22 protein-coding genes are annotated in these 18,288 nt (G+C 66.3%); 4 read left to right on the top strand and 18 right to left on the bottom strand.

Annotation, left to right across the window (positions count from 1 at the left end; genetic code table 11):
* Positions 1–186: 186 nt before the first annotated feature.
* The 3 genes from ACM0PY_RS07910 to rlmE form a co-directional block, all read right to left on the bottom strand.
* On the bottom strand, positions 187–372 hold the full coding sequence (locus ACM0PY_RS07910) for a hypothetical protein (protein ID WP_134970138.1): 186 nt from the start codon (positions 370–372) through the stop codon (positions 187–189).
* Between the two features lie 102 nt (positions 373–474).
* Positions 475–2,409 (bottom strand): ATP-dependent zinc metalloprotease FtsH, encoded by a 1,935-nt coding sequence (ftsH, locus tag ACM0PY_RS07905; RefSeq protein WP_005416038.1) that lies wholly within the window; start codon positions 2,407–2,409, stop codon positions 475–477.
* Positions 2,410–2,478: 69 nt separating this feature from the next.
* Complete coding sequence (rlmE, locus tag ACM0PY_RS07900) at positions 2,479–3,111, bottom strand: 23S rRNA (uridine(2552)-2'-O)-methyltransferase RlmE (protein WP_005409014.1); 633 nt, start codon at positions 3,109–3,111, stop codon at positions 2,479–2,481.
* A 65-nt stretch (positions 3,112–3,176) separates the two neighbouring features.
* On the opposite strand from rlmE, the gene yhbY reads away from it, so the two are divergent.
* Positions 3,177–3,482 (top strand): ribosome assembly RNA-binding protein YhbY, encoded by a 306-nt coding sequence (gene yhbY / locus ACM0PY_RS07895; protein WP_019658872.1) that lies wholly within the window; start codon positions 3,177–3,179, stop codon positions 3,480–3,482.
* A gap of 13 nt (positions 3,483–3,495) precedes the next feature.
* On the top strand, positions 3,496–3,870 hold the full coding sequence (locus tag ACM0PY_RS07890) for an Mth938-like domain-containing protein (RefSeq protein WP_061480160.1): 375 nt from the start codon (positions 3,496–3,498) through the stop codon (positions 3,868–3,870).
* Between the two features lie 28 nt (positions 3,871–3,898).
* On the opposite strand, the gene ACM0PY_RS07885 is transcribed toward ACM0PY_RS07890, so the two are convergent.
* The 5 genes from ACM0PY_RS07885 to surE all read right to left on the bottom strand — a co-directional run bounded on the left by ACM0PY_RS07885 (position 3,899) and on the right by surE (position 7,444).
* Positions 3,899–4,387, bottom strand: coding sequence for a YqhG/Tai3 family protein (locus ACM0PY_RS07885; RefSeq protein ID WP_180886048.1), 489 nt, complete (start codon positions 4,385–4,387; stop codon positions 3,899–3,901).
* 191 nt (positions 4,388–4,578) lie between these two features.
* Entirely contained in the window at positions 4,579–5,361 is a 783-nt protein-coding gene (locus ACM0PY_RS07880) for a peptidoglycan DD-metalloendopeptidase family protein (RefSeq protein WP_005416034.1), read from the bottom strand.
* Complete coding sequence (locus ACM0PY_RS07875; RefSeq protein WP_005416033.1) at positions 5,358–5,972, bottom strand: YqaA family protein; 615 nt, start codon at positions 5,970–5,972, stop codon at positions 5,358–5,360. Before ACM0PY_RS07875 ends, ACM0PY_RS07880 begins: the two co-directional genes overlap by 4 nt.
* 18 nt (positions 5,973–5,990) lie before the next feature.
* Positions 5,991–6,668: a protein-L-isoaspartate(D-aspartate) O-methyltransferase gene (locus tag ACM0PY_RS07870; RefSeq protein ID WP_111202135.1), complete on the bottom strand. Its 678-nt coding sequence runs from the start codon at positions 6,666–6,668 to the stop codon at positions 5,991–5,993.
* The gene (gene surE / locus ACM0PY_RS07865; protein ID WP_061480162.1) at positions 6,665–7,444 is read right to left on the bottom strand and encodes a 5'/3'-nucleotidase SurE; all 780 of its coding nucleotides are present in this window, start codon (positions 7,442–7,444) and stop codon (positions 6,665–6,667) included. The genes ACM0PY_RS07870 and surE overlap by 4 nt, the downstream gene beginning before the upstream one ends.
* Before the next feature lie 209 nt (positions 7,445–7,653).
* Between surE and ACM0PY_RS07860 the strand changes: the two genes are divergently transcribed.
* Complete coding sequence (locus ACM0PY_RS07860) at positions 7,654–8,193, top strand: Smr/MutS family protein (protein ID WP_134970137.1); 540 nt, start codon at positions 7,654–7,656, stop codon at positions 8,191–8,193.
* A 70-nt stretch (positions 8,194–8,263) separates the two neighbouring features.
* On the opposite strand, the gene truD is transcribed toward ACM0PY_RS07860, so the two are convergent.
* From truD to ACM0PY_RS07810, 10 genes are all read right to left on the bottom strand, one after another.
* On the bottom strand, positions 8,264–9,295 hold the full coding sequence (gene truD, locus ACM0PY_RS07855; protein ID WP_134970136.1) for a tRNA pseudouridine(13) synthase TruD: 1,032 nt from the start codon (positions 9,293–9,295) through the stop codon (positions 8,264–8,266).
* Positions 9,292–9,789 carry a 2-C-methyl-D-erythritol 2,4-cyclodiphosphate synthase gene (ispF, locus tag ACM0PY_RS07850; protein ID WP_061480165.1) on the bottom strand — a complete coding sequence of 166 codons (498 nt, stop codon included), beginning with the start codon at positions 9,787–9,789 and terminating at the stop codon, positions 9,292–9,294. Before ispF ends, truD begins: the two co-directional genes overlap by 4 nt.
* Before the next feature lie 34 nt (positions 9,790–9,823).
* On the bottom strand, positions 9,824–10,522 hold the full coding sequence (gene ispD / locus ACM0PY_RS07845) for a 2-C-methyl-D-erythritol 4-phosphate cytidylyltransferase (protein ID WP_005416029.1): 699 nt from the start codon (positions 10,520–10,522) through the stop codon (positions 9,824–9,826).
* Positions 10,519–10,872: a cell division protein FtsB gene (gene ftsB / locus ACM0PY_RS07840; RefSeq protein WP_005416028.1), complete on the bottom strand. Its 354-nt coding sequence runs from the start codon at positions 10,870–10,872 to the stop codon at positions 10,519–10,521. Before ftsB ends, ispD begins: the two co-directional genes overlap by 4 nt.
* Positions 10,873–10,876: 4 nt before the next feature.
* A complete protein-coding gene (gene eno, locus ACM0PY_RS07835) occupies positions 10,877–12,169 on the bottom strand; it encodes a phosphopyruvate hydratase (protein ID WP_072166694.1) in 1,293 nt (430 codons plus the stop codon).
* A gap of 96 nt (positions 12,170–12,265) precedes the next feature.
* A complete protein-coding gene (locus tag ACM0PY_RS07830; RefSeq protein ID WP_180886046.1) occupies positions 12,266–12,595 on the bottom strand; it encodes a hypothetical protein in 330 nt (109 codons plus the stop codon).
* Entirely contained in the window at positions 12,595–12,942 is a 348-nt protein-coding gene (locus ACM0PY_RS07825; protein WP_134968046.1) for a hypothetical protein, read from the bottom strand. The genes ACM0PY_RS07830 and ACM0PY_RS07825 overlap by 1 nt, the downstream gene beginning before the upstream one ends.
* A complete protein-coding gene (kdsA, locus tag ACM0PY_RS07820; protein ID WP_111202137.1) occupies positions 12,939–13,769 on the bottom strand; it encodes a 3-deoxy-8-phosphooctulonate synthase in 831 nt (276 codons plus the stop codon). Before kdsA ends, ACM0PY_RS07825 begins: the two co-directional genes overlap by 4 nt.
* Positions 13,770–13,858: 89 nt before the next feature.
* The gene (pyrG, locus tag ACM0PY_RS07815; protein ID WP_005416023.1) at positions 13,859–15,523 is read right to left on the bottom strand and encodes a CTP synthase; all 1,665 of its coding nucleotides are present in this window, start codon (positions 15,521–15,523) and stop codon (positions 13,859–13,861) included.
* Between the two features lie 400 nt (positions 15,524–15,923).
* A complete protein-coding gene (locus ACM0PY_RS07810) occupies positions 15,924–16,157 on the bottom strand; it encodes a hypothetical protein (protein ID WP_005408997.1) in 234 nt (77 codons plus the stop codon).
* Between the two features lie 171 nt (positions 16,158–16,328).
* Between ACM0PY_RS07810 and parE the strand changes: the two genes are divergently transcribed.
* A complete protein-coding gene (gene parE / locus ACM0PY_RS07805) occupies positions 16,329–18,218 on the top strand; it encodes a DNA topoisomerase IV subunit B (RefSeq protein WP_061478449.1) in 1,890 nt (629 codons plus the stop codon).
* The last annotated feature ends 70 nt before the right edge of the window (positions 18,219–18,288 follow it).

The following is an 18,288-nucleotide window of genomic DNA, read 5'->3' as shown; positions in this document are numbered from 1 at the left end:
GGTGTCAGCCGCATGGATGCGGCTGCCAAGCTTACAGGGACGTACTTGCAGCGTCCCCGCACTCCGACACCGCCCCGCCATCCCACGGAAAGCCCGCTTTTGCTTTTGCTTTTGCTTTTGCTATTGAGGTTGCCGGCCAGCGGCCGGCACTACCACGGGTGCAGGGCGCAGCCCTGCCGACACCCTTCAATGGCGGCGGCGCTTGCGGTCCACGTACAGGGTCTTGGCGATGCTCAGCACGATGCCAACGGCGATACCCACCACGCAGCCCAGCAGCAGGTTGTCGGCCCCCAGGCCCACACCGACGCCGACCACGGTGGCGATCACCATCTCGGCGGTGTGGGAAATCGGTTCGGGCTTCGGGGCGGACATGCGGGCTCCAGCGTCAGTTCGGTTCTTCGGAATGGGCCGGTAGCCCGGAAACGACGAAGCCGGGTTGCCCCGGCCTCGTCTGGTGTCACGCGCAGCGGGCCGTCAGTGCGATTCGGCCGGGCCCGCGATCGGCGGCAGCGGACGGGCGTCGCCGCCCTTGTCGTTGCCCCCATCCTTGTTCGACTTGCTCCAGCCGGCCGGCGGCGGCGGATCGCGGCCTTCCATGATGGCGTCGATCTGCGGCGCGTCGATCGTCTCGTACTGCAGCAGCAGCTGGGACATCGCGTGCAGCTTGTCCAGGTTGGCCGTCATCAGCTCGGTGGTGCGCGCGTAGGCTTCGTCGAGGATCTTGCGCACTTCCTCATCGATGCGACGCGCGGTGTCGTTGGACACGCTCTTGTGCTGGGTGACCGATCGGCCCAGGAAGACCTCGTCATCCTCTTCGCCATAGGCGATCGGGCCGAGCTGGTCGGACAGGCCCCACTTGGTGACCATGTTGCGGGCCATCTTGGTGGCGCGTTCGATGTCGTTGGAAGCGCCCGTGGTGACCTTGTCGGCACCGAAGATCAGCTCCTCGGCCACACGACCACCGTACAGCGAGCACAGCTGCGACTTGATCGCCACGCGGTTCATCGAATACTTGTCGCCTTCCGGCAGGTACATGGTCACGCCCAGCGCACGGCCGCGCGGGATGATCGTGACCTTGTAGACCGGGTCGTGCTCGGGCACCAGGCGGCCGACGATGGCGTGGCCGGCTTCGTGGTAGGCGGTCAGGGTCTTCTCTTCTTCGCTCATGGCCATTGAGCGGCGCTCGGCACCCATCAGGATCTTGTCGCGGGCACGGTCGAAGTGGTCCATGCGGACTTCCTTCTCGTTGCCACGCGCAGCGAACAAGGCGGCCTCGTTGCAGAGGTTGGCCAGGTCGGCGCCGGAGAAGCCCGGGGTACCGCGCGCGATCACCATCGGCTCGACGTCGTCGGCCAGCGGCAGCTTGCGCATGTGGACCTTCAGGATGTGCTCGCGGCCCTTCACGTCCGGCAGGCCGACCACGACCTGGCGGTCGAAACGGCCCGGGCGCAGCAGCGCCGGGTCCAGCACGTCCGGACGGTTGGTCGCGGCGATCACGATCACGCCTTCGCCGCCTTCAAAACCGTCCATCTCGACCAGCAGCTGGTTCAGGGTCTGCTCGCGCTCGTCGTGGCCGCCGCCCAGGCCGGCGCCACGGTGGCGACCGACGGCGTCGATTTCGTCGATGAAGATGATGCACGGAGCATGCTTCTTGGCCTGCTCGAACATGTCACGCACGCGGCTGGCGCCGACGCCGACGAACATTTCCACGAAGTCCGAACCGGAGATCGAGAAGAACGGCACCTTGGCTTCGCCGGCAATGGCCTTGGCCAGCAGCGTCTTGCCGGTACCCGGCGGCCCGACCATCAGCACGCCGCGCGGAATCTTGCCACCGAGCTTGGTGAACTTGGACGGGTCGCGCAGGAAGTCGACCAGCTCGCCCACTTCTTCCTTGGCCTCATCGCAGCCGGCGACGTCGGCGAAGGTGACCTTGATCTGGTCTTCGCCCTGCAGCTTGGCGCGCGACTTGCCGAAGGACATCGCGCCCTTGGCACCGCCGCCCCCGCCCTGCATCTGCCGCATGATGAACAACCAGAAGCCGATGATCAGGATGACCGGCAGGAAATTCATCAGGATCGCGCCCAGGGAGATGCCGCTGGACGGCTCCTCCTGCACGATCTCCACGTTCTTGGTGCGCAGCACGTTGATCAGGTCGCGATCGAACGGTGCGGTGATGGTGGATGTCTGCCCGCCGCGGGTGGTGTAGGTCAGCTGGCTGGTGCCACCGCGCATGTCGCCGCCGAAGGCGACCTTCTGCACGTTGCCGCTGTCCACCTGGTCCAGGAACTGCGAGTACGACGCACCCTGCGCGCCGGCTCCGGAGGACTTCGGCGAGAAGCTCTGGAAGACCACCATCAGCACGACGGCGACGACCACCCATAGCAGGAGGTTCTTGGTCAAGTCGTTCATCCTCATTGGCTCCGGTGTTCCTCTCAGTGCTGGCGTTGCGTGGGGGTCGAACTTGCGTACATTGCGAGCTTACTTCATGTGGGCGCGTTTTCCCTGACCCAAGGCATACACCTCGGGAGAGCGCTTGCGCGAGGCTTCCGGCTTGCGGATGGAGACCTTGTCGTACCGGCGGCGCATGTCGCGCACGTAGTCGTCAAAGCCTTCACCCTGGAACAGCTTGATCAGGAACGCCCCACCGGTCTTGAGGTGGTTGTCGGCAAAATCCAGGGCCAGCTCCGCCAGGTGCATCATCCGCGGCTGGTCGACCGCGCCCACACCACTCTTATTGGGGGCCATGTCCGACAGCACAAGGTCTACCGGCTGGTCCCCGAGCATGGCTTCAAACTGCGATAGGACGGCTTCTTCCCTGAAGTCACCATGAAGGAACTCCACGCCGGCCAGCGGCGGCATGTCCAGGATATCCAGGGCCAGCACCCGGCCGGTATCGCCGATCTGTCTCCGCACCTGTTGAGACCAGCCGCCCGGGGCCGCGCCGAGGTCGACCACCACCATGTGCGGCTTCAGCAACCGGTCACGTTCCAGCAGCTCTTCGAGCTTGTAGGCGGCACGCGAGCGCATGCCTTCGGCCTGCGCCTTCTTCACGAAGGGGTCGGAGAAGTGTTCCTTGAGCCAGCGCTGGCTGCTTTTGCTGCGGGTAGCCATTGAAAATAGGGGCTGATGGGGTCCTCATGATACCCTGATCGCCCCATTCAACCGTCTTTTCCTGCATGTCCATCGCCCTGACCGCCTCCCAGACCCGTTTCCTGCGCGGCCAAGCCCACGACCTGAAGGCCCTGCTGCAGACCGGCGGCAAGGGTGTGACCCCGGCCTTCATTGCTGAGCTGAACGAAGTGCTGGAGCGCCACGAGCTGGTCAAGGTGAAGGTCGCTGCCGAAGACCGCGAGGCCCGTGACGTGATGATCGGCGAGATCGTCGAAGCCACCGAAAGCGCGCTGGTGCAGCGCATCGGCCACGTCGCCGTGCTGTACCGCCCGAGCAGGGAACAGCGCCAGATCGTGCTGCCGCGCGGCTGATCGCCCTACCGTCATGCAGCTGAACCACGAACCGCCCGACTACGCCTACAGCCTGCGCGCCGCCGATGGCCGCTCGGCCAAGGTCAATGACCAGGTGCTGGACGGCAGCTTCTTCCTGACCCCGGACCAGCTGGTCGCGCATTGGCCGGTGGCGAGTGCCGCTGCGTTGCAGCTGGCGGACCTCGAGCCGATCCTGGCGCTGAATCCGGCGCTGATCGTGCTGGGTACCGGTGACCGCCAGGTGTTCCCGCCGGCGGTGGTAATGGCCGCCTGCCTGTCCCGCGGCATCGGCCTGGAAGTGATGAACAATCCGGCTGCTGCACGCACCTTCAACATCCTGGCCGGCGAAGGCCGCAAGGTTGCGGCTGCTTTCATCCTGGAAGGCTGAGTTCTCGAGCCACCGGCGCCTCCGGCCGCTAGCGGCCTGAAGGCGCGCAGCGGAGTGCCGAGAACTCCTGGAGCCGGCCGATCAGGTGGCCGCCCTGCCCCCATCGGATATCCATGACCTTCCAGTCGCGGTCCTGCCGCTGCAGCAGGACCCGGTCGGTCCAGCGATAGTCGCCCACTGCCATGTCGACGCGGATCCAGGTCGCGTCACCCCTCGATTCGGGCATTCCCACCGCTACCGTGTCCGGTCGATCCGGCGCCAGCAGATACGGACTCTGGTCGAGCATGTGCGGTTTCTCATCGTGCGCGGCCAGCGCGGTACAGGCCCGCTCGTAAGCATGCTGCGCATCGACCGCTGAGCGCAGTGCATCGCCCAGCAGCGAAGAAATGGCCGTTTCGTTCGACGTCGGCGCCTGGATGGCGTCGTAGAGACGGGTGACCACGTCACGTGGATCGCTGGCGGCGGTCGCCAAAGGCGCGACGATGAGCAGCACGAAAAGGGCTGTTGGTCGAGACATGCGGCACCGGATCGGGGGGGGCTGGTTCCGTTGAAGCATGCCGCTTCCCTGGCTTGCCGGGAAGCTTGAGATGCGCCACTGAAGATCGCAGATGGCCACTCGCGGCGGCCAGCGTACAGCGAGTCGAGCATGGTTCGACTCTACAGGTCAGGAACGCCAGGCATGGCCCGGCATTCCCTGTTCCAACCGCGTCACCGTGCCGGCAGGTACTGCTGCGGATCGACCGGCTTGCCGTTGTAGCGAATCTCGAAGTGGACCATGTCGCGGTTCGCACCGGTGCGGCCCATTTCGGCGATCTGCTCGCCAGCCTTCACGCTCTGCCCTTCATTCACCAGGCGCTTGCGGTTGTGACCATAGGCGGACAGCCACTGGTCGCTGTGCTTGATGATGATCAGTTCGCCGTAGCCGACCAGGCCGGCACCGGAGTACACCACCACACCGTTGGCGGTTGCCTTGACCGGCTGGCCGCTGGTGCCGGCGATGTCCACGCCCTGCTTGGTCGCGTCACCGGCCACGTAGCGGCCGACGATCGCGCCATCGGCTGGCCAGCGCCAGGCGATGTTGCTCTTGACCGGCCCGACCGGCGCCGGGGCCGGCGCGGTGCTGCCGCCACTGCTGCCAGCCGAACGCGGCGGGGTGACCACCGTGGTCGGCGCACGGCCGCTGGTGGCCCCCTGCGGATACAGGCGGATCACCTGGCCGGGGTAGATGGTCGACGGGTTGTCCAGACGATTCCAGGCAATCAGGTCGGCCGGGGTGATGTCATGGATGCGGGCCAGCGCATAGATGGTGTCGCCCTTGCGCACCACCACGGTCTGCCCAGGCTTGGGTACCGAGGTCTTCGGCGTGGTCACGCCACCAGCGTTGCCGCCGCCCGGGCGGACCACGGTGGCGGTACCGCAGGCGGCCAGTGTGGAAACCAGCAACGCCAGCGCGCCGATGCGCACTCCCTTGCTCAGACGATCAGGATTCATGCGAACTTCGACCTCCATACAAGCCAGGCGATCAGCACCACCACCAGCACGGTGGCGATCCAGCCCAGCGGTTCAATCCAGCGACGCAGCGCCGCTTCGGCACGCGCACCACCGATACGGATGACCGCGGCCAGCACGAACACGCGCTTGCCACGACCGATCAACATGCTCAACAGGTACTGCGGCATCGGTACGCCGACGATACCCGATGCCCACGTGAAGACCTTCATCGGGATCGGCATGAAGCCGCCCAGCACCAGGAAGGTGAACACCGCCCACGGTGATTCGGCCATCTTCGCCTGCACGGTGGTGATGCCCTGCTCGATCGCTGGAAGCATGCCCAGCGCCTCGAACACTGGCTTGATCGCCTCGAAAGCGTAATGACCCAGCGCGTAACCAACCAGCGCGCCGACCATCGAGCCCGCCAGGCTGAGGGTGGCGAACCACCAGCCACGCTTGGGCTGGGCCACGCACATCGGTGCCAGCATCACTTCCGGCATCACCGGGAAGATGATCGCTTCAAAGAAACTCAATACCGTCAGATAGGTCGGCGCGCGTTCGTGCGCCGCCCACTTCATCGCCCGCTCGTACAGCGGCCCGAAAATCTTCATGCAACCCTGCTCCGTGGATTAGTCGAGCATGCCAGACAGCAGCGGCACGAACGTGACCGGCGCCAGCACGCGTTGTTCGACGCTGCCATCGGGCTTGCGGTCCAGCTGCACCAGCGACTGTCCGCCCGGGCCACCCACCGGCGCCACCAGGCGCCCCCCTTCAGCCAGCTGCCCGACCAGTTCATCGACCAGTGCAGGCGCTGCGGCGGTGACCACGATGGCATCGAACGGACCGTGCTCGGCCCATCCGGCGCGACCGTCGTCATGCTTGGTGCGGATGTTCATGCCCAGTGCGCGGAAGCGCTTGCGTGCCTGCCGCAACAGGTCACCGATACGCTCCACGGTGTAGACCTCCAGGCCCAGCGCGCCCAGGATGGCGGCCTGGTAGCCCGAGCCGGTGCCGACTTCCAGCACGCGCTTCGGCGCGACCTGGAGCACTGCCTCGGTCATCCGGGCGACCACCCAGGGCTGCGAGATGGTCTGGCCATGGCCGATCGGCAGCGCGGTGTCCTCATAGGCACGCGAGGCCAGTGCTTCATCGATGAACAGGTGGCGCGGCACTACCCGGATTGCGTTCAAGGTGGACTCGTCGACGATGCCAGCTTCGCGCAGGCGATCGACCAGACGGTCACGCACGCGCTGCGAGGTCATGCCGATGCCGACAGCTTCCGGCTGCAGTCGCAGGCGTGGACTCATGCCGGCCGGTCCAGCGCGGCGCTGAGGCCACCCACCCAGCTGGCCACTTTCTCCAGCGCCTGGTAGCGGGTCAGGTCCACCTGGATCGGGGTGATCGAGATGTGGCCAGTACGCACCGCGTGGAAGTCGGTGCCCGGGCCGGAGTCCTGCTCGCGCCCGGCAGGGCCGATCCAGTACACGTCGTTGCCGCGCGGATCCTTCTGCGCGATGCAGCCTTCGGCACGATGGCGGTTGCCAAGGCGGGTGACCTCGAAGCCCTGGACCTCGCTCCACGGCAGATCCGGCACGTTGACGTTGAGGATGGTGTCGGCCGGCAGCGGATCGGCCTTGAGCCGGGCCACGATCTCCACTGCGGCACGCGCGGCGGTGTCGAAGTGCTTCGGATCGTGGTTGCGGGTGACCAGCGAGACCGCCACCGCCGGCAGGCCGAGGAAGCGACCTTCCATCGCCGCCGAGACGGTGCCGGAATAGATCACGTCGTCGCCGAGGTTGGCGGCGTTGTTGATGCCTGACACGACGATGTCCGGCTCGAATTCAAGCAGGCCGGTCAGCGCCAGGTGCACACAGTCGGTCGGAGTGCCAGCCACCGAGACGGTGTAATGGTCGATGCGCTTGAGCCGGATCGGCAGGTCCAGGGTCAGCGAGTTGCTGGCACCGGAGCGATCGCGGTCGGGCGCGACCACCGTGACTTCGTGTCCGGCCTCGCGCAGGACCGAAGCAAGCATCCGGATGCCTGCGGCGTCGACACCATCGTCATTACTGACCAGGATTCGCATCTTCGATTTAACCGCTTGATTTTCCAAGAATTCGATTCCGTCACCGTGCAGTGTGGGCGGGACCGTCGTACTCCCCTGCGGAAGCCGTCGACCCTGCAAGGGCATCGTCTATTGTGCCGCATGCGAGCCGCCGGTCCTACCCTGCCGGCGGTCACGACCGACATCGAACCGTCATAGGCAGACCCGCGCCGGCGGTTTACCCTGTGCGCATGTCGCACCCTGAAGACGAAGATCCGGCCGCGCTGTTCCGTGCGGCCATCGGTGAAGTGACGCCGCTGCGCAAGGATGCCGAACCGGCGCCTGCTGCGCCCCGGCCGAAGCCGCGCGCACGCATGGCCGAACGCGACGACGCCGAAGCCGCGGGGGAGTTCGCCCGGCTGCTGCGCGACAGTACGCCGCTGGAAGCGGGCGACGTGGCCAGCTACCGCCGCGACAACCTGCCACCGCGCCTGTTCCAGCGTCTCAAGCGCGGCCAGTATTCGGTGCAGGATGAGCTGGACCTGCACGGCGCCACCGCCGCGCAGGCGGAAATCCTGCTGCGCCAGTTCCTGCTGGAAGCGCATGCACACGAGTATGGCTGCGTGCGCATCATCCACGGCAAGGGCCTTCAATCCGATGGCGGTGCACCGGTGCTGAAGAACCTGGTCGATCGTCTGCTGCGGCTGCGCAACGACGTGCTGGCGTTTCATTCGGCGCCGGCCGGGCAAGGCGGCACCGGCGCGGTGCTGGTGCTGCTGGCACGGCGTTGAGAAACAGGGACGGAGGGAATCAAGTCGTTTGTGCCACAAACGACTTGATTCCCTCCGTCCCCTTTTTCTATCAGGCCTGCGCGGCGTCTTCGACGGGGCCGAGTTCGTGCAGCACGGCGGTGGCGTAGCAGCCCGGCGGCAACGCGAACGAGAGTTCCAGTACATCACTGGCCAACCACTGATGCTGCAGCAATGCCGGGCGCAGGCGCAGCGCGCGGCGCTCCTGCTTCAGCCGTGCGTCTTCCAGGCCAGCGCGCAGCGCCTTCGATTCCTCGTCGTCCAGCGCGGCCAGCTCCAGCTCACGTGCAGCGTCGGCGCTGCGCAGCTCGCCTTCGCCCCACAGCGGAGCGCTGGGATGGATGTCGAAACGCGCCAGGCGCTCGGCCAGCACGTCGGTGTAGGGTTCGGGGCCGAACACGCTGCGGCTGCCATCGAGCATCCACACTTCACCGTCCAGCGGTTGATCCCAGTTGCCCTGCTCCACGCGCGCGGCGAGCACACGATTGAACAGCGCCGAGCGGGCGGCTGACAGCAGCAGCGAACGCTGGTCCTTGCGCATGCGGCGGCCACCGAACATCGCCAATGCCGCCGGCACGTTGCCGCCGTCGCGGCCGAAGCGCTGCTCGCCAAACCAGTTCGGCAAGCCGCGCCCGGCGATCTGCTGCAGGCGCTCGCTGATCGCCGCAGCATCGCCCTGCACCTCGCGCAGCACCAGCCTGAAGCGGTTGCCGGCCAGTGCACCACGCTGCAGCTTGCGGTTGTGCCAGGTCGCTCCGAGCACTTCGATCTCGTCACTGGCCAGCTCGGCCAGGTCCGGCGCGATGCGCTTGGGCAGGTGCACGCTGAAACGCTGGGTGGTGACCGCATGGCGATCCTTCATGCCCGCGTAGCTCACCGCCATTTCCGGCAGGCCCGCCCACTTGGCCAGCAGCTTGGCCACATGCACGGTGTTGGCGCCGCGCTTGCGGATGTGCAGCAGCAGGTGCTCGCCTTCACCGGTGGCCTCGAACGCCGGCAGTTCATCCACCTGGAAATCGTCCGGCGTGGTGCGGATGCGCGCCGTCAACAGCGGCGCACCAAACGCCAACGGCAGCGGGATCATGCCGCCACCAGCAACACGACCGCCTGCGCGGCGATGCCTTCACTGCGGCCGGTGAAGCCCAGCTTCTCCGAGGTGGTGGCCTTGACGCTGACCGCGTCCAGCGGCAGCTGCAGCAACCCACCAATGCGCTCACGCATGGCCAGCGCATGCGGGCCAACCTTCGGCCGCTCGCAGATCACGGTGATGTCGGTGTTGCCAACACGCCAGCCACGCTCGCGCAGCAGGCTGTCGCAATGGCGCACGAAATCGCTGCTGTCGGCGCCCTTCCAGCGATCATCGCTCGGCGGGAAATGCTGGCCGATGTCGCCCAGTGCCAACGCACCGAGCATCGCATCGCACAAGGCGTGCAGGATCACGTCACCGTCGCTGTGCGCCAGCACGCCGCAGCTGTGCGGCACGTTCACCCCGCCGAGCATGATGTGATCGCCTTCACCGAAGGCATGGACGTCGTAGCCCTGGCCGATACGGACGGGCGGGAACGGTGCGGTGCTCATGGATGCAGCCCTTGCAGCAGGGCCGCGCAGGCAGTCAGCCGGCGCGGCGGGAAAGTACGAATTCGAACCGGTCCAGATCGGCCGGGGTGGTGACCTTGAAGTTGTCCTCGCTGCCTTCCACCAGCAGCGGGCGCTGGCCCTGGCGCTCCATGGCCATGGCCTCGTCGGTGACTTCAACACCGGCAGCGGCGGCGTCAGACAGCGCGCGGCTGAGCTGGTGGCGGCGGAACAGCTGTGGTGTCAGCGCACGCCACAGCCGCTCGCGCGGTTCGGTGCCATCGATGCCACCGTCGTCGCCCGCACGCTTGAGGGTGTCGCGCACCGGTGCGGCCAGGATCGCCCCGACCGGATCGGCACGCCCGACTTCAAGCAGGCGGCCAAGATCAGCCAGCGACAGGTTGGGTCGCGCGGCGTCGTGGACCAGCACGAATTCGTCGGCGCGCACCGAGTCCGGCAGTGCCTGCAGCCCGGCCAGCACCGAGGCGGCACGGGTCGCGCCACCGATGCAGGTCAGTACCGGTTTGCCGGCCCATTCGCTCCAGCCCGGCCAGTCGCCATCGTCCTGGCCGATCACCACCATTGCGCCGGCCACGGCCGGATGCGCCAGCAGCGCGTCCAGGGTATGGGCGAGCAGGATCTGCCCGCCCGCCTGCAGGTACTGCTTGGGCAGCGGCGCACCAAAGCGGGCGCCACGGCCGGCAGCCGGAACCACCACCCAGATCGCCGCGCTCATGGCACGTCCGCCGGGTGATCGCCGGCCTGGACAGTGACGCCTGCAGCGGGCTGCGCCGGACGGACCGGCGCATCCTCGACCACGCGGTAGAACTTCTCGCCGGGCTTGATCATGCCCAGCTCGCTGCGCGCGCGTTCCTCGATGGCGGACTGGCCTTCCTTGAGGTCCTTCACTTCGGCGGCCAGCGCGTCGTTGCGCTGCTGCAGGCCCTCATTGTCCCGTTCCTGGTTGGCGACCTGGGCTTCGAGCATCATCACTTCACCCGAATTGCCCGGACCGAACCAGAAGCGGTACTGCAGCCAGCCCAGCAACAGGGCCAGCACCAGCAGCATCCAGCGCCAGTCGCGCATCGGCTCAGCGCTTCAGCGAAACGAACGCGTCACGACCGGCGTAACGCGCGCCGGCGCCGAGGGCTTCCTCGATGCGCAGCAGCTGGTTGTACTTGGCCACGCGATCGCTGCGGCACAGCGAGCCGGTCTTGATCTGGGTGGCGGTGGTGGCCACGGCGATGTCGGCGATGGTGGTGTCTTCGGTTTCGCCCGACCGGTGCGAGACCACGGCGGCATAGCCGGCGCGGTCGGCCATGGCGATCGCTTCCAGGGTTTCGCTGAGCGTGCCGATCTGGTTGACCTTGATCAGGATCGCGTTGGCGGTGCCCGAGTCGATGCCTTCCTGGAAGATCTTCGGGTTGGTCACGAACAGGTCGTCGCCGACCAGCTGCACCTTCTTGCCGATGCGGTCGGTCAGCAGCTTCCAGCCCGCCCAGTCGTTCTCGGCCAGGCCGTCTTCGATCGTGATGATCGGGTACTGCGCGGCCCAGTCGGCGAGGAAGTCGACGAACTGTTCGGAGGTCAGGCGCTTGTTCTCGCCGACCAGGTTGTACTTGCTGTTCTCGAAGAACTCACTGGAGGCCACGTCCAGGCCCAGCAGCACGTCTTCACCGGCGGTGTAGCCAGCCTTGCCGATCGCTTCGAGGATGGTGTCCAGCGCTTCGACGTTGCTGCGGAAGTCCGGCGCGAAGCCGCCTTCGTCGCCCACCGCCGTGCTCAGGCCGTGGCCCTTCAGCACCGACTTCAGCGAATGGAATATTTCGGTACCAGCGCGCAATGCTTCGGAGAACGAGGTGAAGCCCACCGGCAGCACCATGAACTCCTGGAAGTCGACGTTGTTGTCGGCATGCGCACCGCCATTGATGATGTTCATCATCGGCACCGGCAGCGACGGCGCCACGCCGGTCCTGGCCGCCAGGTACTGCCACAGCGCCTGCTTGCTGGATGCGGCGGCGGCGTGCGCGGCGGCCATCGAAACACCCAGCAGCGCGTTGGCACCCAGCCGCCCCTTGTTCTCGGTGCCGTCCAGATCGATCAGGCGACGGTCGAGGCCGGCCTGGTCGGTGGCTTCAAAGCCCTTCAGCGCGGCGGCAATCGTGGTGTTGACGTTGTCCACGGCCTTGCGTACGCCCTTGCCCAGGTAACGGGTCTTGTCGCCGTCACGCAGCTCGACCGCTTCCTTGGTGCCGGTCGAGGCGCCGGAGGGAACCGCGGCACGACCGAACGAACCGTCCTCCAGGATGACTTCGGCTTCCAGCGTGGGATTGCCACGGCTGTCGAGGATTTCACGGGCGTGGATGCTGCGGATCGTACTCATGGTCGGGCCGGTTACCTGTCTGGAGAGGGGGCGACAAAACGAATGCCGCGTGATTATCCCCGGCTGCCCGCCACTTGCCAAATGGCGCAGGCGCCGTCAGGCCAGAGTGGCCCCGATCACCATCAGGATCAACGACACCAGTACCACCAGCAGGCCACCGGCAATGGCGGCCAATACGCCGCCGCGGCGGCAACGCCAGGCCATCACCATCGCCACCAGGCTGCCAACAAAGGACAGCACGAGCATGGTCAGTGCAGCCAGGATCCAGTACTGCATGGCCTGCATGCCATGGCTGCCATCCCCGGGCGAACCGAAACTGGCGGCGAAGACGAATACAGCTGCCATCAGGCCGGCCCAGGCAAGAACAGCCGGCGCCAGCGCGATCAGGCCCCAGGGCCGATCACGGGTTGCCAGGGTCGCATTCATCAGAACAGCCCGTAGAACAGGGCACCAAGCCACAGCGACAGCAGGACGATCGCCAACCCGGCGGCCACCTTGCCACGGTTCAGGCGCCAGGCCAGTACGGCGGCAGCGACGCACCCCACGGCGCCGACCAGCTCTGCCACCAGCAGCGCAATGAAGTACGCCCGAAGATCGGGCGCGCTGCTGCCATCACCCGGTGGCCGCACCGATGCAGCACCGATCAGCACCAGGCAGAACATGCCCACGGTGAACACCACGGACAGCCCCAGCGCGATCAGGCCCCACGGCCACTGTCTCCAGTGCCGGCGGTGACGCTGGGTTTCCAGCGCCACCCACGGGTCACGACTCACGCGAAGCGCGAGAAACCGTGCTTCTTGGTCACCGCGTCGAGTTCCATCAGGGTCTCGAGCAGGGCCTCCATCTGGTCCAGCGGCCACGCGTTGGGACCATCGGACAGCGCCTTGGACGGGTCCGGATGAGTCTCGGCGAACAGGCCGGAGATGCCCACCGCCACGGCGGCACGGGCCAGCACCGGCACGTGCTCACGCTGGCCACCGGAACTGGTGCCCTGCCCGCCCGGCAGCTGCACCGAATGGGTAGCGTCGAACACCACCGGGCAACCGGTCTCGCGCATCACCGCCAGCGAACGCATGTCGCTGACCAGGTTGTTGTAGCCGAAGCTGGCACCGCGCTCGCAGACCATGATCTGCTCGTTGCCGGTGGCCTTGGCCTTCTCCACGACCGGCTTCATGTCCCACGGCGCCAGGAACTGGCCCTTCTTGATGTTGACCGGCTTGCCGGCCGAGCACACCTTGCGGATGAAGTCGGTCTGGCGGACCAGGAACGCCGGGGTCTGCAGCACGTCCACCACCGAGGCCACTTCGTCCATCGGGGTGTATTCGTGGACGTCGGTCAGCACCGGCACGCCGATCTGCTTCTTCACTTCGGCCAGCACCTTCAGGCCCTCTTCCATGCCCGGGCCGCGGAAGGCGGTACCCGAAGTGCGGTTGGCCTTGTCGAAGCTGGACTTGAAGATGAAGTTGACGCCGAGCTTGTCGGTGACTTCCTTCAACTTGCCGGCGGTATCGAGCTGCAGCTGCATCGACTCGATCACGCAGGGGCCGGCGATCAGGAACAGGGGCTGGTCCAGCCCGATCTCGAATCCACACAGTTTCATGGCGTTTCCTTGTTGTCCGCAGCACCGGACAGGCCGGTGCGCTGGGGGTTGAAGCATGAAGGATGGGGGCCGAAGCCCCCATTCACAAGTCAGGCGCGCGCTTCGGAAAGCAGCTTGCCGCCGGCCTTGCGCTCGCGCGCGGCACGGATGAAACCGATGAACAGCGGATGGCCGTCACGCGGCGTGGACAGGAATTCCGGGTGCGCCTGGCAGGCCAGGAACCACGGGTGGGCGTCGCGCGGCAGCTCGACCACTTCCACCAGGGTGTCGTCCATCGACTTGCCGGCGATCACCAGGCCCGCATCTTCCAGCTGGGTGCGGTAGCGGTTGTTGAACTCGTAGCGGTGGCGGTGGCGCTCGGCGACCACGTCCTTGCCGTACAGCTCGCGGGCCAGCGTGCCCGGCTTCAGGCGCTGCTCCTGCAGGCCCAGGCGCATGGTGCCGCCGAGGTCGCTCTTGTCGTCACGCTTCTCGACATCGCCGCTGGCGGTGCGCCATTCGGTGATCAGGCCGATCACCGGGTTCGGCGACTGGCGATCGTTCTCGGTGCTGTTGGCACCTTCCAGGCCGACCACGTTGCGCGCGTAATCGACCACTGCCGCCTGCATGCCGTAGCAGATGCCGAAGTACGGCACCTGCTGCTCGCGGGCGAACTTCGAGGTCAGCACCTTGCCTTCAAAGCCGCGGTCACCGAAGCCACCCGGTACCAGGATGCCGTCGACATCGGCCAGTGCAGCCATGTCGGTGCCTTCCAGGTCCTGTGCTTCCAGCCACTTCAGGTTGACCTTGGTGCGCTGGCGCAGGCCACCGTGCTTCAGTGCCTCGCCGACCGACTTGTAGGCATCCTGGTGATCGACGTACTTGCCGACCACGGCGATGGTCACTTCGTCCAGCGGGTGCAGGGTCGCATCGACCGCGTCTTCCCACATCGACAGATCGACCGGACCGGCCTTGTCGGCCAGCTTCAGCTGGTTCACCACGATTTCGTCCAGGCCCTGTGCATGCAGGCCGGATGGGATGCGGTACAGCACGTCCACGTCCGGCACGCTGATCACTGCACGCTCGGAGACGTTGGTGAACTGGGCGATCTTGCGACGCTCCGAATCCGGCACCGCCTGTTCTGAACGGCACAACAGCACGTCCGGCTGGATGCCGATCGAGCGCAGTTCCTTCACCGAGTGCTGGGTCGGCTTGGTCTTCAGCTCACCGGCGGCACCGATGTACGGCACCAGGGTGAGGTGCATGAACAGCGCCTTCTCCGGGCCACGTTCGGTGCGCACCTGGCGGATCGCCTCCAGGAACGGCAGCGACTCGATGTCGCCCACGGTGCCGCCGATCTCGACCAGTGCCACGTCGTAACCTTCCGTGGCTTCATCGATGCAGCGGCGGATCTCGTCGGTGATGTGCGGGATGACCTGCACGGTCGCGCCCAGGTAGTCGCCACGGCGCTCCTTGCGGATCACGTTCTCGTAGATGCGGCCGGTGGTGACCGAGTTCTTGCGGCTCAGGCGGGTGCGCACGAAGCGCTCGTAGTGGCCCAGGTCGAGGTCGGTCTCGGCGCCGTCGTCGGTGACGTAGACCTCACCGTGCTGGAACGGGCTCATGGTGCCCGGGTCGACGTTGATGTACGGGTCCAGCTTCATCATCGTGACCTTCAGGCCACGGGCTTCGAGAATGGCGGCCAGTGACGCAGCGGCAATGCCTTTGCCGAGCGAGGACACCACGCCGCCGGTTACGAAAATCAAGGGAGTCATGGCTGCAAGCATCCTGTCTGGAAATGGAAAACGGCAGCACCACGCGCACCCGGAGGGCGGGCATGGAGCTTGAAGGGGGTTTTCCGGTTCGCTGGGGCAGCGAGGGAGGTGCTGGGCCGTGCGGCGGCAGGCGCCGGACGGGGACCACCCTGCGAGGTCGGGGCGGCCGTGCCGGTCAAATCGACCGTCACCTGCGACCCGCATTGCTGGCGACCACGCATGGTCGTGCCAGCCCATTCGCAAAGGGTGGACACGCACTTACTCCCGGAAAGCCATAGTTTACAGATTGATGGGCGCCAACCCAAGGGGCAGTTGCGGCCGTCACTCAAAAGAAACGCCCCGCTGGGCGGGGCGTCGGGGGGCGAATCCCTTGCGGCAAGGGCTTCGGAGGGCGGAAGAATTACTTCTTCTTCCGCGCCTCTTCTTCCTCTTCCTGCTGCGGGGCCGGCTGGCCCTGCGCCTTCATTTCGGCATTGGCCTGGGCGCGGCGCTTGGCCTTGGCATCGGCTTCGGCCTGGGCCTTGTCGGCCTGGCCACCCTGCTGCGGGGCCGGCTGGCCGGCGTTCTGCGCCACCACCAGCGGCACTGCAACGGCGGCAGCGGCCAGGATCGCAATGGTCAGCAACTTCTTCATGAGGTCCTCCTCGCGGTATGGCTTGGACGTTCAGACCCAACGGGGCCGCCGGCGTTCAGATTCCAGCGGCTGCCATTTTACCCCCTCCCCGCCGCCGAGGCTGAACCGCAGGCGTGCAAATTCCCTTGCCAGACCCCACACTTGCCCGTCGCTCCAAGCTTTCGAAGACAGATGAACGCCCGCTATAACGCCGCCGATATTGAAGTCCTGTCCGGCCTTGACCCGGTCAAGCGCCGTCCCGGCATGTATACCGACACCGCGCGCCCGAACCACCTGGCGCAGGAAGTGATCGACAACTCGGTGGACGAAGCCCTCGCCGGCCACGCCCGTTCGATCGAGATCACCCTGTACAAGGACGGCAGCGTGGAGGTCAGCGATGACGGCCGCGGCATGCCAGTGGACATCCATCCGGAGGAGAAGATCCCGGGTGTCGAGCTGATCCTCACCCGCCTGCACGCAGGCGGCAAGTTCAGCAACAACAACTACACCTTCTCCGGCGGCCTGCACGGCGTCGGCGTCAGCGTGGTCAATGCGCTGTCGACCCTGGTGGAGGTGCACATCAAGCGCGACGGTGCCGAACACCGCATCACCTTCCGCAACGGCGACCGTGCCACGCCGCTGGAAGTGGTCGGCAGCGTCGGCAAGAAGAACACCGGTACCCGCGTGCGCTTCTGGCCGGACCCGAAGTACTTCGATACGCCGAAGTTCGCGGTGCGCGCGCTCAAGCACCTGCTGCGCGCCAAGGCCGTGCTGTGCCCGGGCCTGACTGTGAAGCTGACCGATGAAGCCACCGGTGAAGTCGATACCTGGTACTACGAAGACGGCCTGCGCGATTACCTGAAGCTGGAGCTGGGTGATCGCGAGATGCTGCCGGCCGAGCTGTTCGTCGGCAGCCTGAAGAAGGACACCGAGGTCGTGGACTGGGCAGTGGCCTGGCTGCCGGAAGGCGAGCTGGTGCAGGAAAGCTACGTCAACCTGATCCCCACCGCCCAGCACGGCACCCACGTCAACGGCCTGCGTACCGGCCTGACCGAGGCGCTGCGCGAGTTCTGCGACTTCCGCAACCTGCTGCCGCGTGGCGTCAAGCTGGCCCCGGAAGACGTGTGGGACCGCGTGTCGTTCGTGCTGTCGCTGAAGATGACCGACCCGCAGTTCAGCGGCCAGACCAAGGAGCGCCTGTCCTCGCGCCAGGCGGCCGGCTTCATCGAAGGTGCCGCCCATGATGCCTTCAGCCTGCTGCTCAACCAGAATGTGGAGCTGGGCGAGAAGATCGCGCAGATCGCCATCGAGCGTGCCAGCGCGCGCCTGAAGACCGAGAAGCTGGTCGTCCGCAAGAAGGTCACCCAGGGCCCGGCCCTGCCCGGCAAGTTGGCAGACTGCATCAGCCAGGACCTGTCGCGCACCGAGCTGTTCCTGGTGGAAGGTGACTCGGCAGGCGGCAGCGCCAAGCAGGCCCGCGACAAGGATTTCCAGGCGATCATGCCGCTGCGTGGCAAGATCCTGAACACCTGGGAAGTCTCGTCCAACAGCGTGCTGGCTTCGGAGGAAGTACACAACTTGGCCATCGCCATCGGCTGCGATCCGGGCAAGGACGACATCAGCGGCCTGCGCTACGGCAAGGTGATCATCCTGGCCGACGCGGACTCCGACGGCCTGCACATCGCAACGCTGCTGACCGCGCTGTTCCTGAAGCACTTCCCGGCGCTGGTTGATGCCGGCCACGTGTTCGTGGCGATGCCGCCGCTGTTCCGCATCGACGTAGGCAAGCAGGTGTTCTATGCCCTGGACGAAGAAGAAAAGCGCTCGATGCTGGACAAGATCGAACGCGAGAAGATCAAGGGCGCCATCAACGTCACCCGCTTCAAGGGCCTGGGCGAAATGAATCCGCCGCAGCTGCGCGAGTCGACCATCCACCCGGATACGCGCCGCCTGGTACAGCTGACCGTGGACGATGGCGAGCAGACCCGCTCGCTGATGGACATGCTGCTGGCCAAGAAGCGCGCGTCCGACCGCAAGGGCTGGCTGGAGTCGAAGGGCGACCTGGCTTCGCTGGAAGTCTGATCCAGCCCCATCATCCGGTAGTGCCGGCCGCTGGCCGGCGGATCTGCCCTGATCACGCGGATGCCGAGGG

Origin of the sequence: Stenotrophomonas sp. BR163 (genome assembly GCF_047520985.2) — a bacterium.
Classification (GTDB): domain Bacteria; phylum Pseudomonadota; class Gammaproteobacteria; order Xanthomonadales; family Xanthomonadaceae; genus Stenotrophomonas; species Stenotrophomonas sepilia.
Note: the sequence above shows the minus strand (reverse complement) of the source record. Positions and strands in the feature narration are given on the sequence as shown.

Excerpts from the sequence above, each read along its gene's own strand:
- ACM0PY_RS07910 (WP_134970138.1), bottom strand. The coding sequence starts at position 372 with ATGTCCGCCCCGAAGCCCGAACCGATTTCCCACACCGCCGAGATGGTG.
- ftsH (WP_005416038.1), bottom strand. The coding sequence starts at position 2,409 with ATGAACGACTTGACCAAGAACCTCCTGCTATGGGTGGTCGTCGCCGTC.
- rlmE (WP_005409014.1), bottom strand. The coding sequence starts at position 3,111 with ATGGCTACCCGCAGCAAAAGCAGCCAGCGCTGGCTCAAGGAACACTTC.
- yhbY (WP_019658872.1), top strand. The coding sequence starts at position 3,177 with ATGTCCATCGCCCTGACCGCCTCCCAGACCCGTTTCCTGCGCGGCCAA.
- ACM0PY_RS07890 (WP_061480160.1), top strand. The coding sequence starts at position 3,496 with ATGCAGCTGAACCACGAACCGCCCGACTACGCCTACAGCCTGCGCGCC.
- ACM0PY_RS07885 (WP_180886048.1), bottom strand. The coding sequence starts at position 4,387 with ATGTCTCGACCAACAGCCCTTTTCGTGCTGCTCATCGTCGCGCCTTTG.
- ACM0PY_RS07880 (WP_005416034.1), bottom strand. The coding sequence starts at position 5,361 with ATGAATCCTGATCGTCTGAGCAAGGGAGTGCGCATCGGCGCGCTGGCG.
- ACM0PY_RS07875 (WP_005416033.1), bottom strand. The coding sequence starts at position 5,972 with ATGAAGATTTTCGGGCCGCTGTACGAGCGGGCGATGAAGTGGGCGGCG.
- ACM0PY_RS07870 (WP_111202135.1), bottom strand. The coding sequence starts at position 6,668 with ATGAGTCCACGCCTGCGACTGCAGCCGGAAGCTGTCGGCATCGGCATG.
- surE (WP_061480162.1), bottom strand. The coding sequence starts at position 7,444 with ATGCGAATCCTGGTCAGTAATGACGATGGTGTCGACGCCGCAGGCATC.
- ACM0PY_RS07860 (WP_134970137.1), top strand. The coding sequence starts at position 7,654 with ATGTCGCACCCTGAAGACGAAGATCCGGCCGCGCTGTTCCGTGCGGCC.
- truD (WP_134970136.1), bottom strand. The coding sequence starts at position 9,295 with ATGATCCCGCTGCCGTTGGCGTTTGGTGCGCCGCTGTTGACGGCGCGC.
- ispF (WP_061480165.1), bottom strand. The coding sequence starts at position 9,789 with ATGAGCACCGCACCGTTCCCGCCCGTCCGTATCGGCCAGGGCTACGAC.
- ispD (WP_005416029.1), bottom strand. The coding sequence starts at position 10,522 with ATGAGCGCGGCGATCTGGGTGGTGGTTCCGGCTGCCGGCCGTGGCGCC.
- ftsB (WP_005416028.1), bottom strand. The coding sequence starts at position 10,872 with ATGCGCGACTGGCGCTGGATGCTGCTGGTGCTGGCCCTGTTGCTGGGC.
- eno (WP_072166694.1), bottom strand. The coding sequence starts at position 12,169 with ATGAGTACGATCCGCAGCATCCACGCCCGTGAAATCCTCGACAGCCGT.
- ACM0PY_RS07830 (WP_180886046.1), bottom strand. The coding sequence starts at position 12,595 with ATGAATGCGACCCTGGCAACCCGTGATCGGCCCTGGGGCCTGATCGCG.
- kdsA (WP_111202137.1), bottom strand. The coding sequence starts at position 13,769 with ATGAAACTGTGTGGATTCGAGATCGGGCTGGACCAGCCCCTGTTCCTG.
- pyrG (WP_005416023.1), bottom strand. The coding sequence starts at position 15,523 with ATGACTCCCTTGATTTTCGTAACCGGCGGCGTGGTGTCCTCGCTCGGC.
- ACM0PY_RS07810 (WP_005408997.1), bottom strand. The coding sequence starts at position 16,157 with ATGAAGAAGTTGCTGACCATTGCGATCCTGGCCGCTGCCGCCGTTGCA.
- parE (WP_061478449.1), top strand. The coding sequence starts at position 16,329 with ATGAACGCCCGCTATAACGCCGCCGATATTGAAGTCCTGTCCGGCCTT.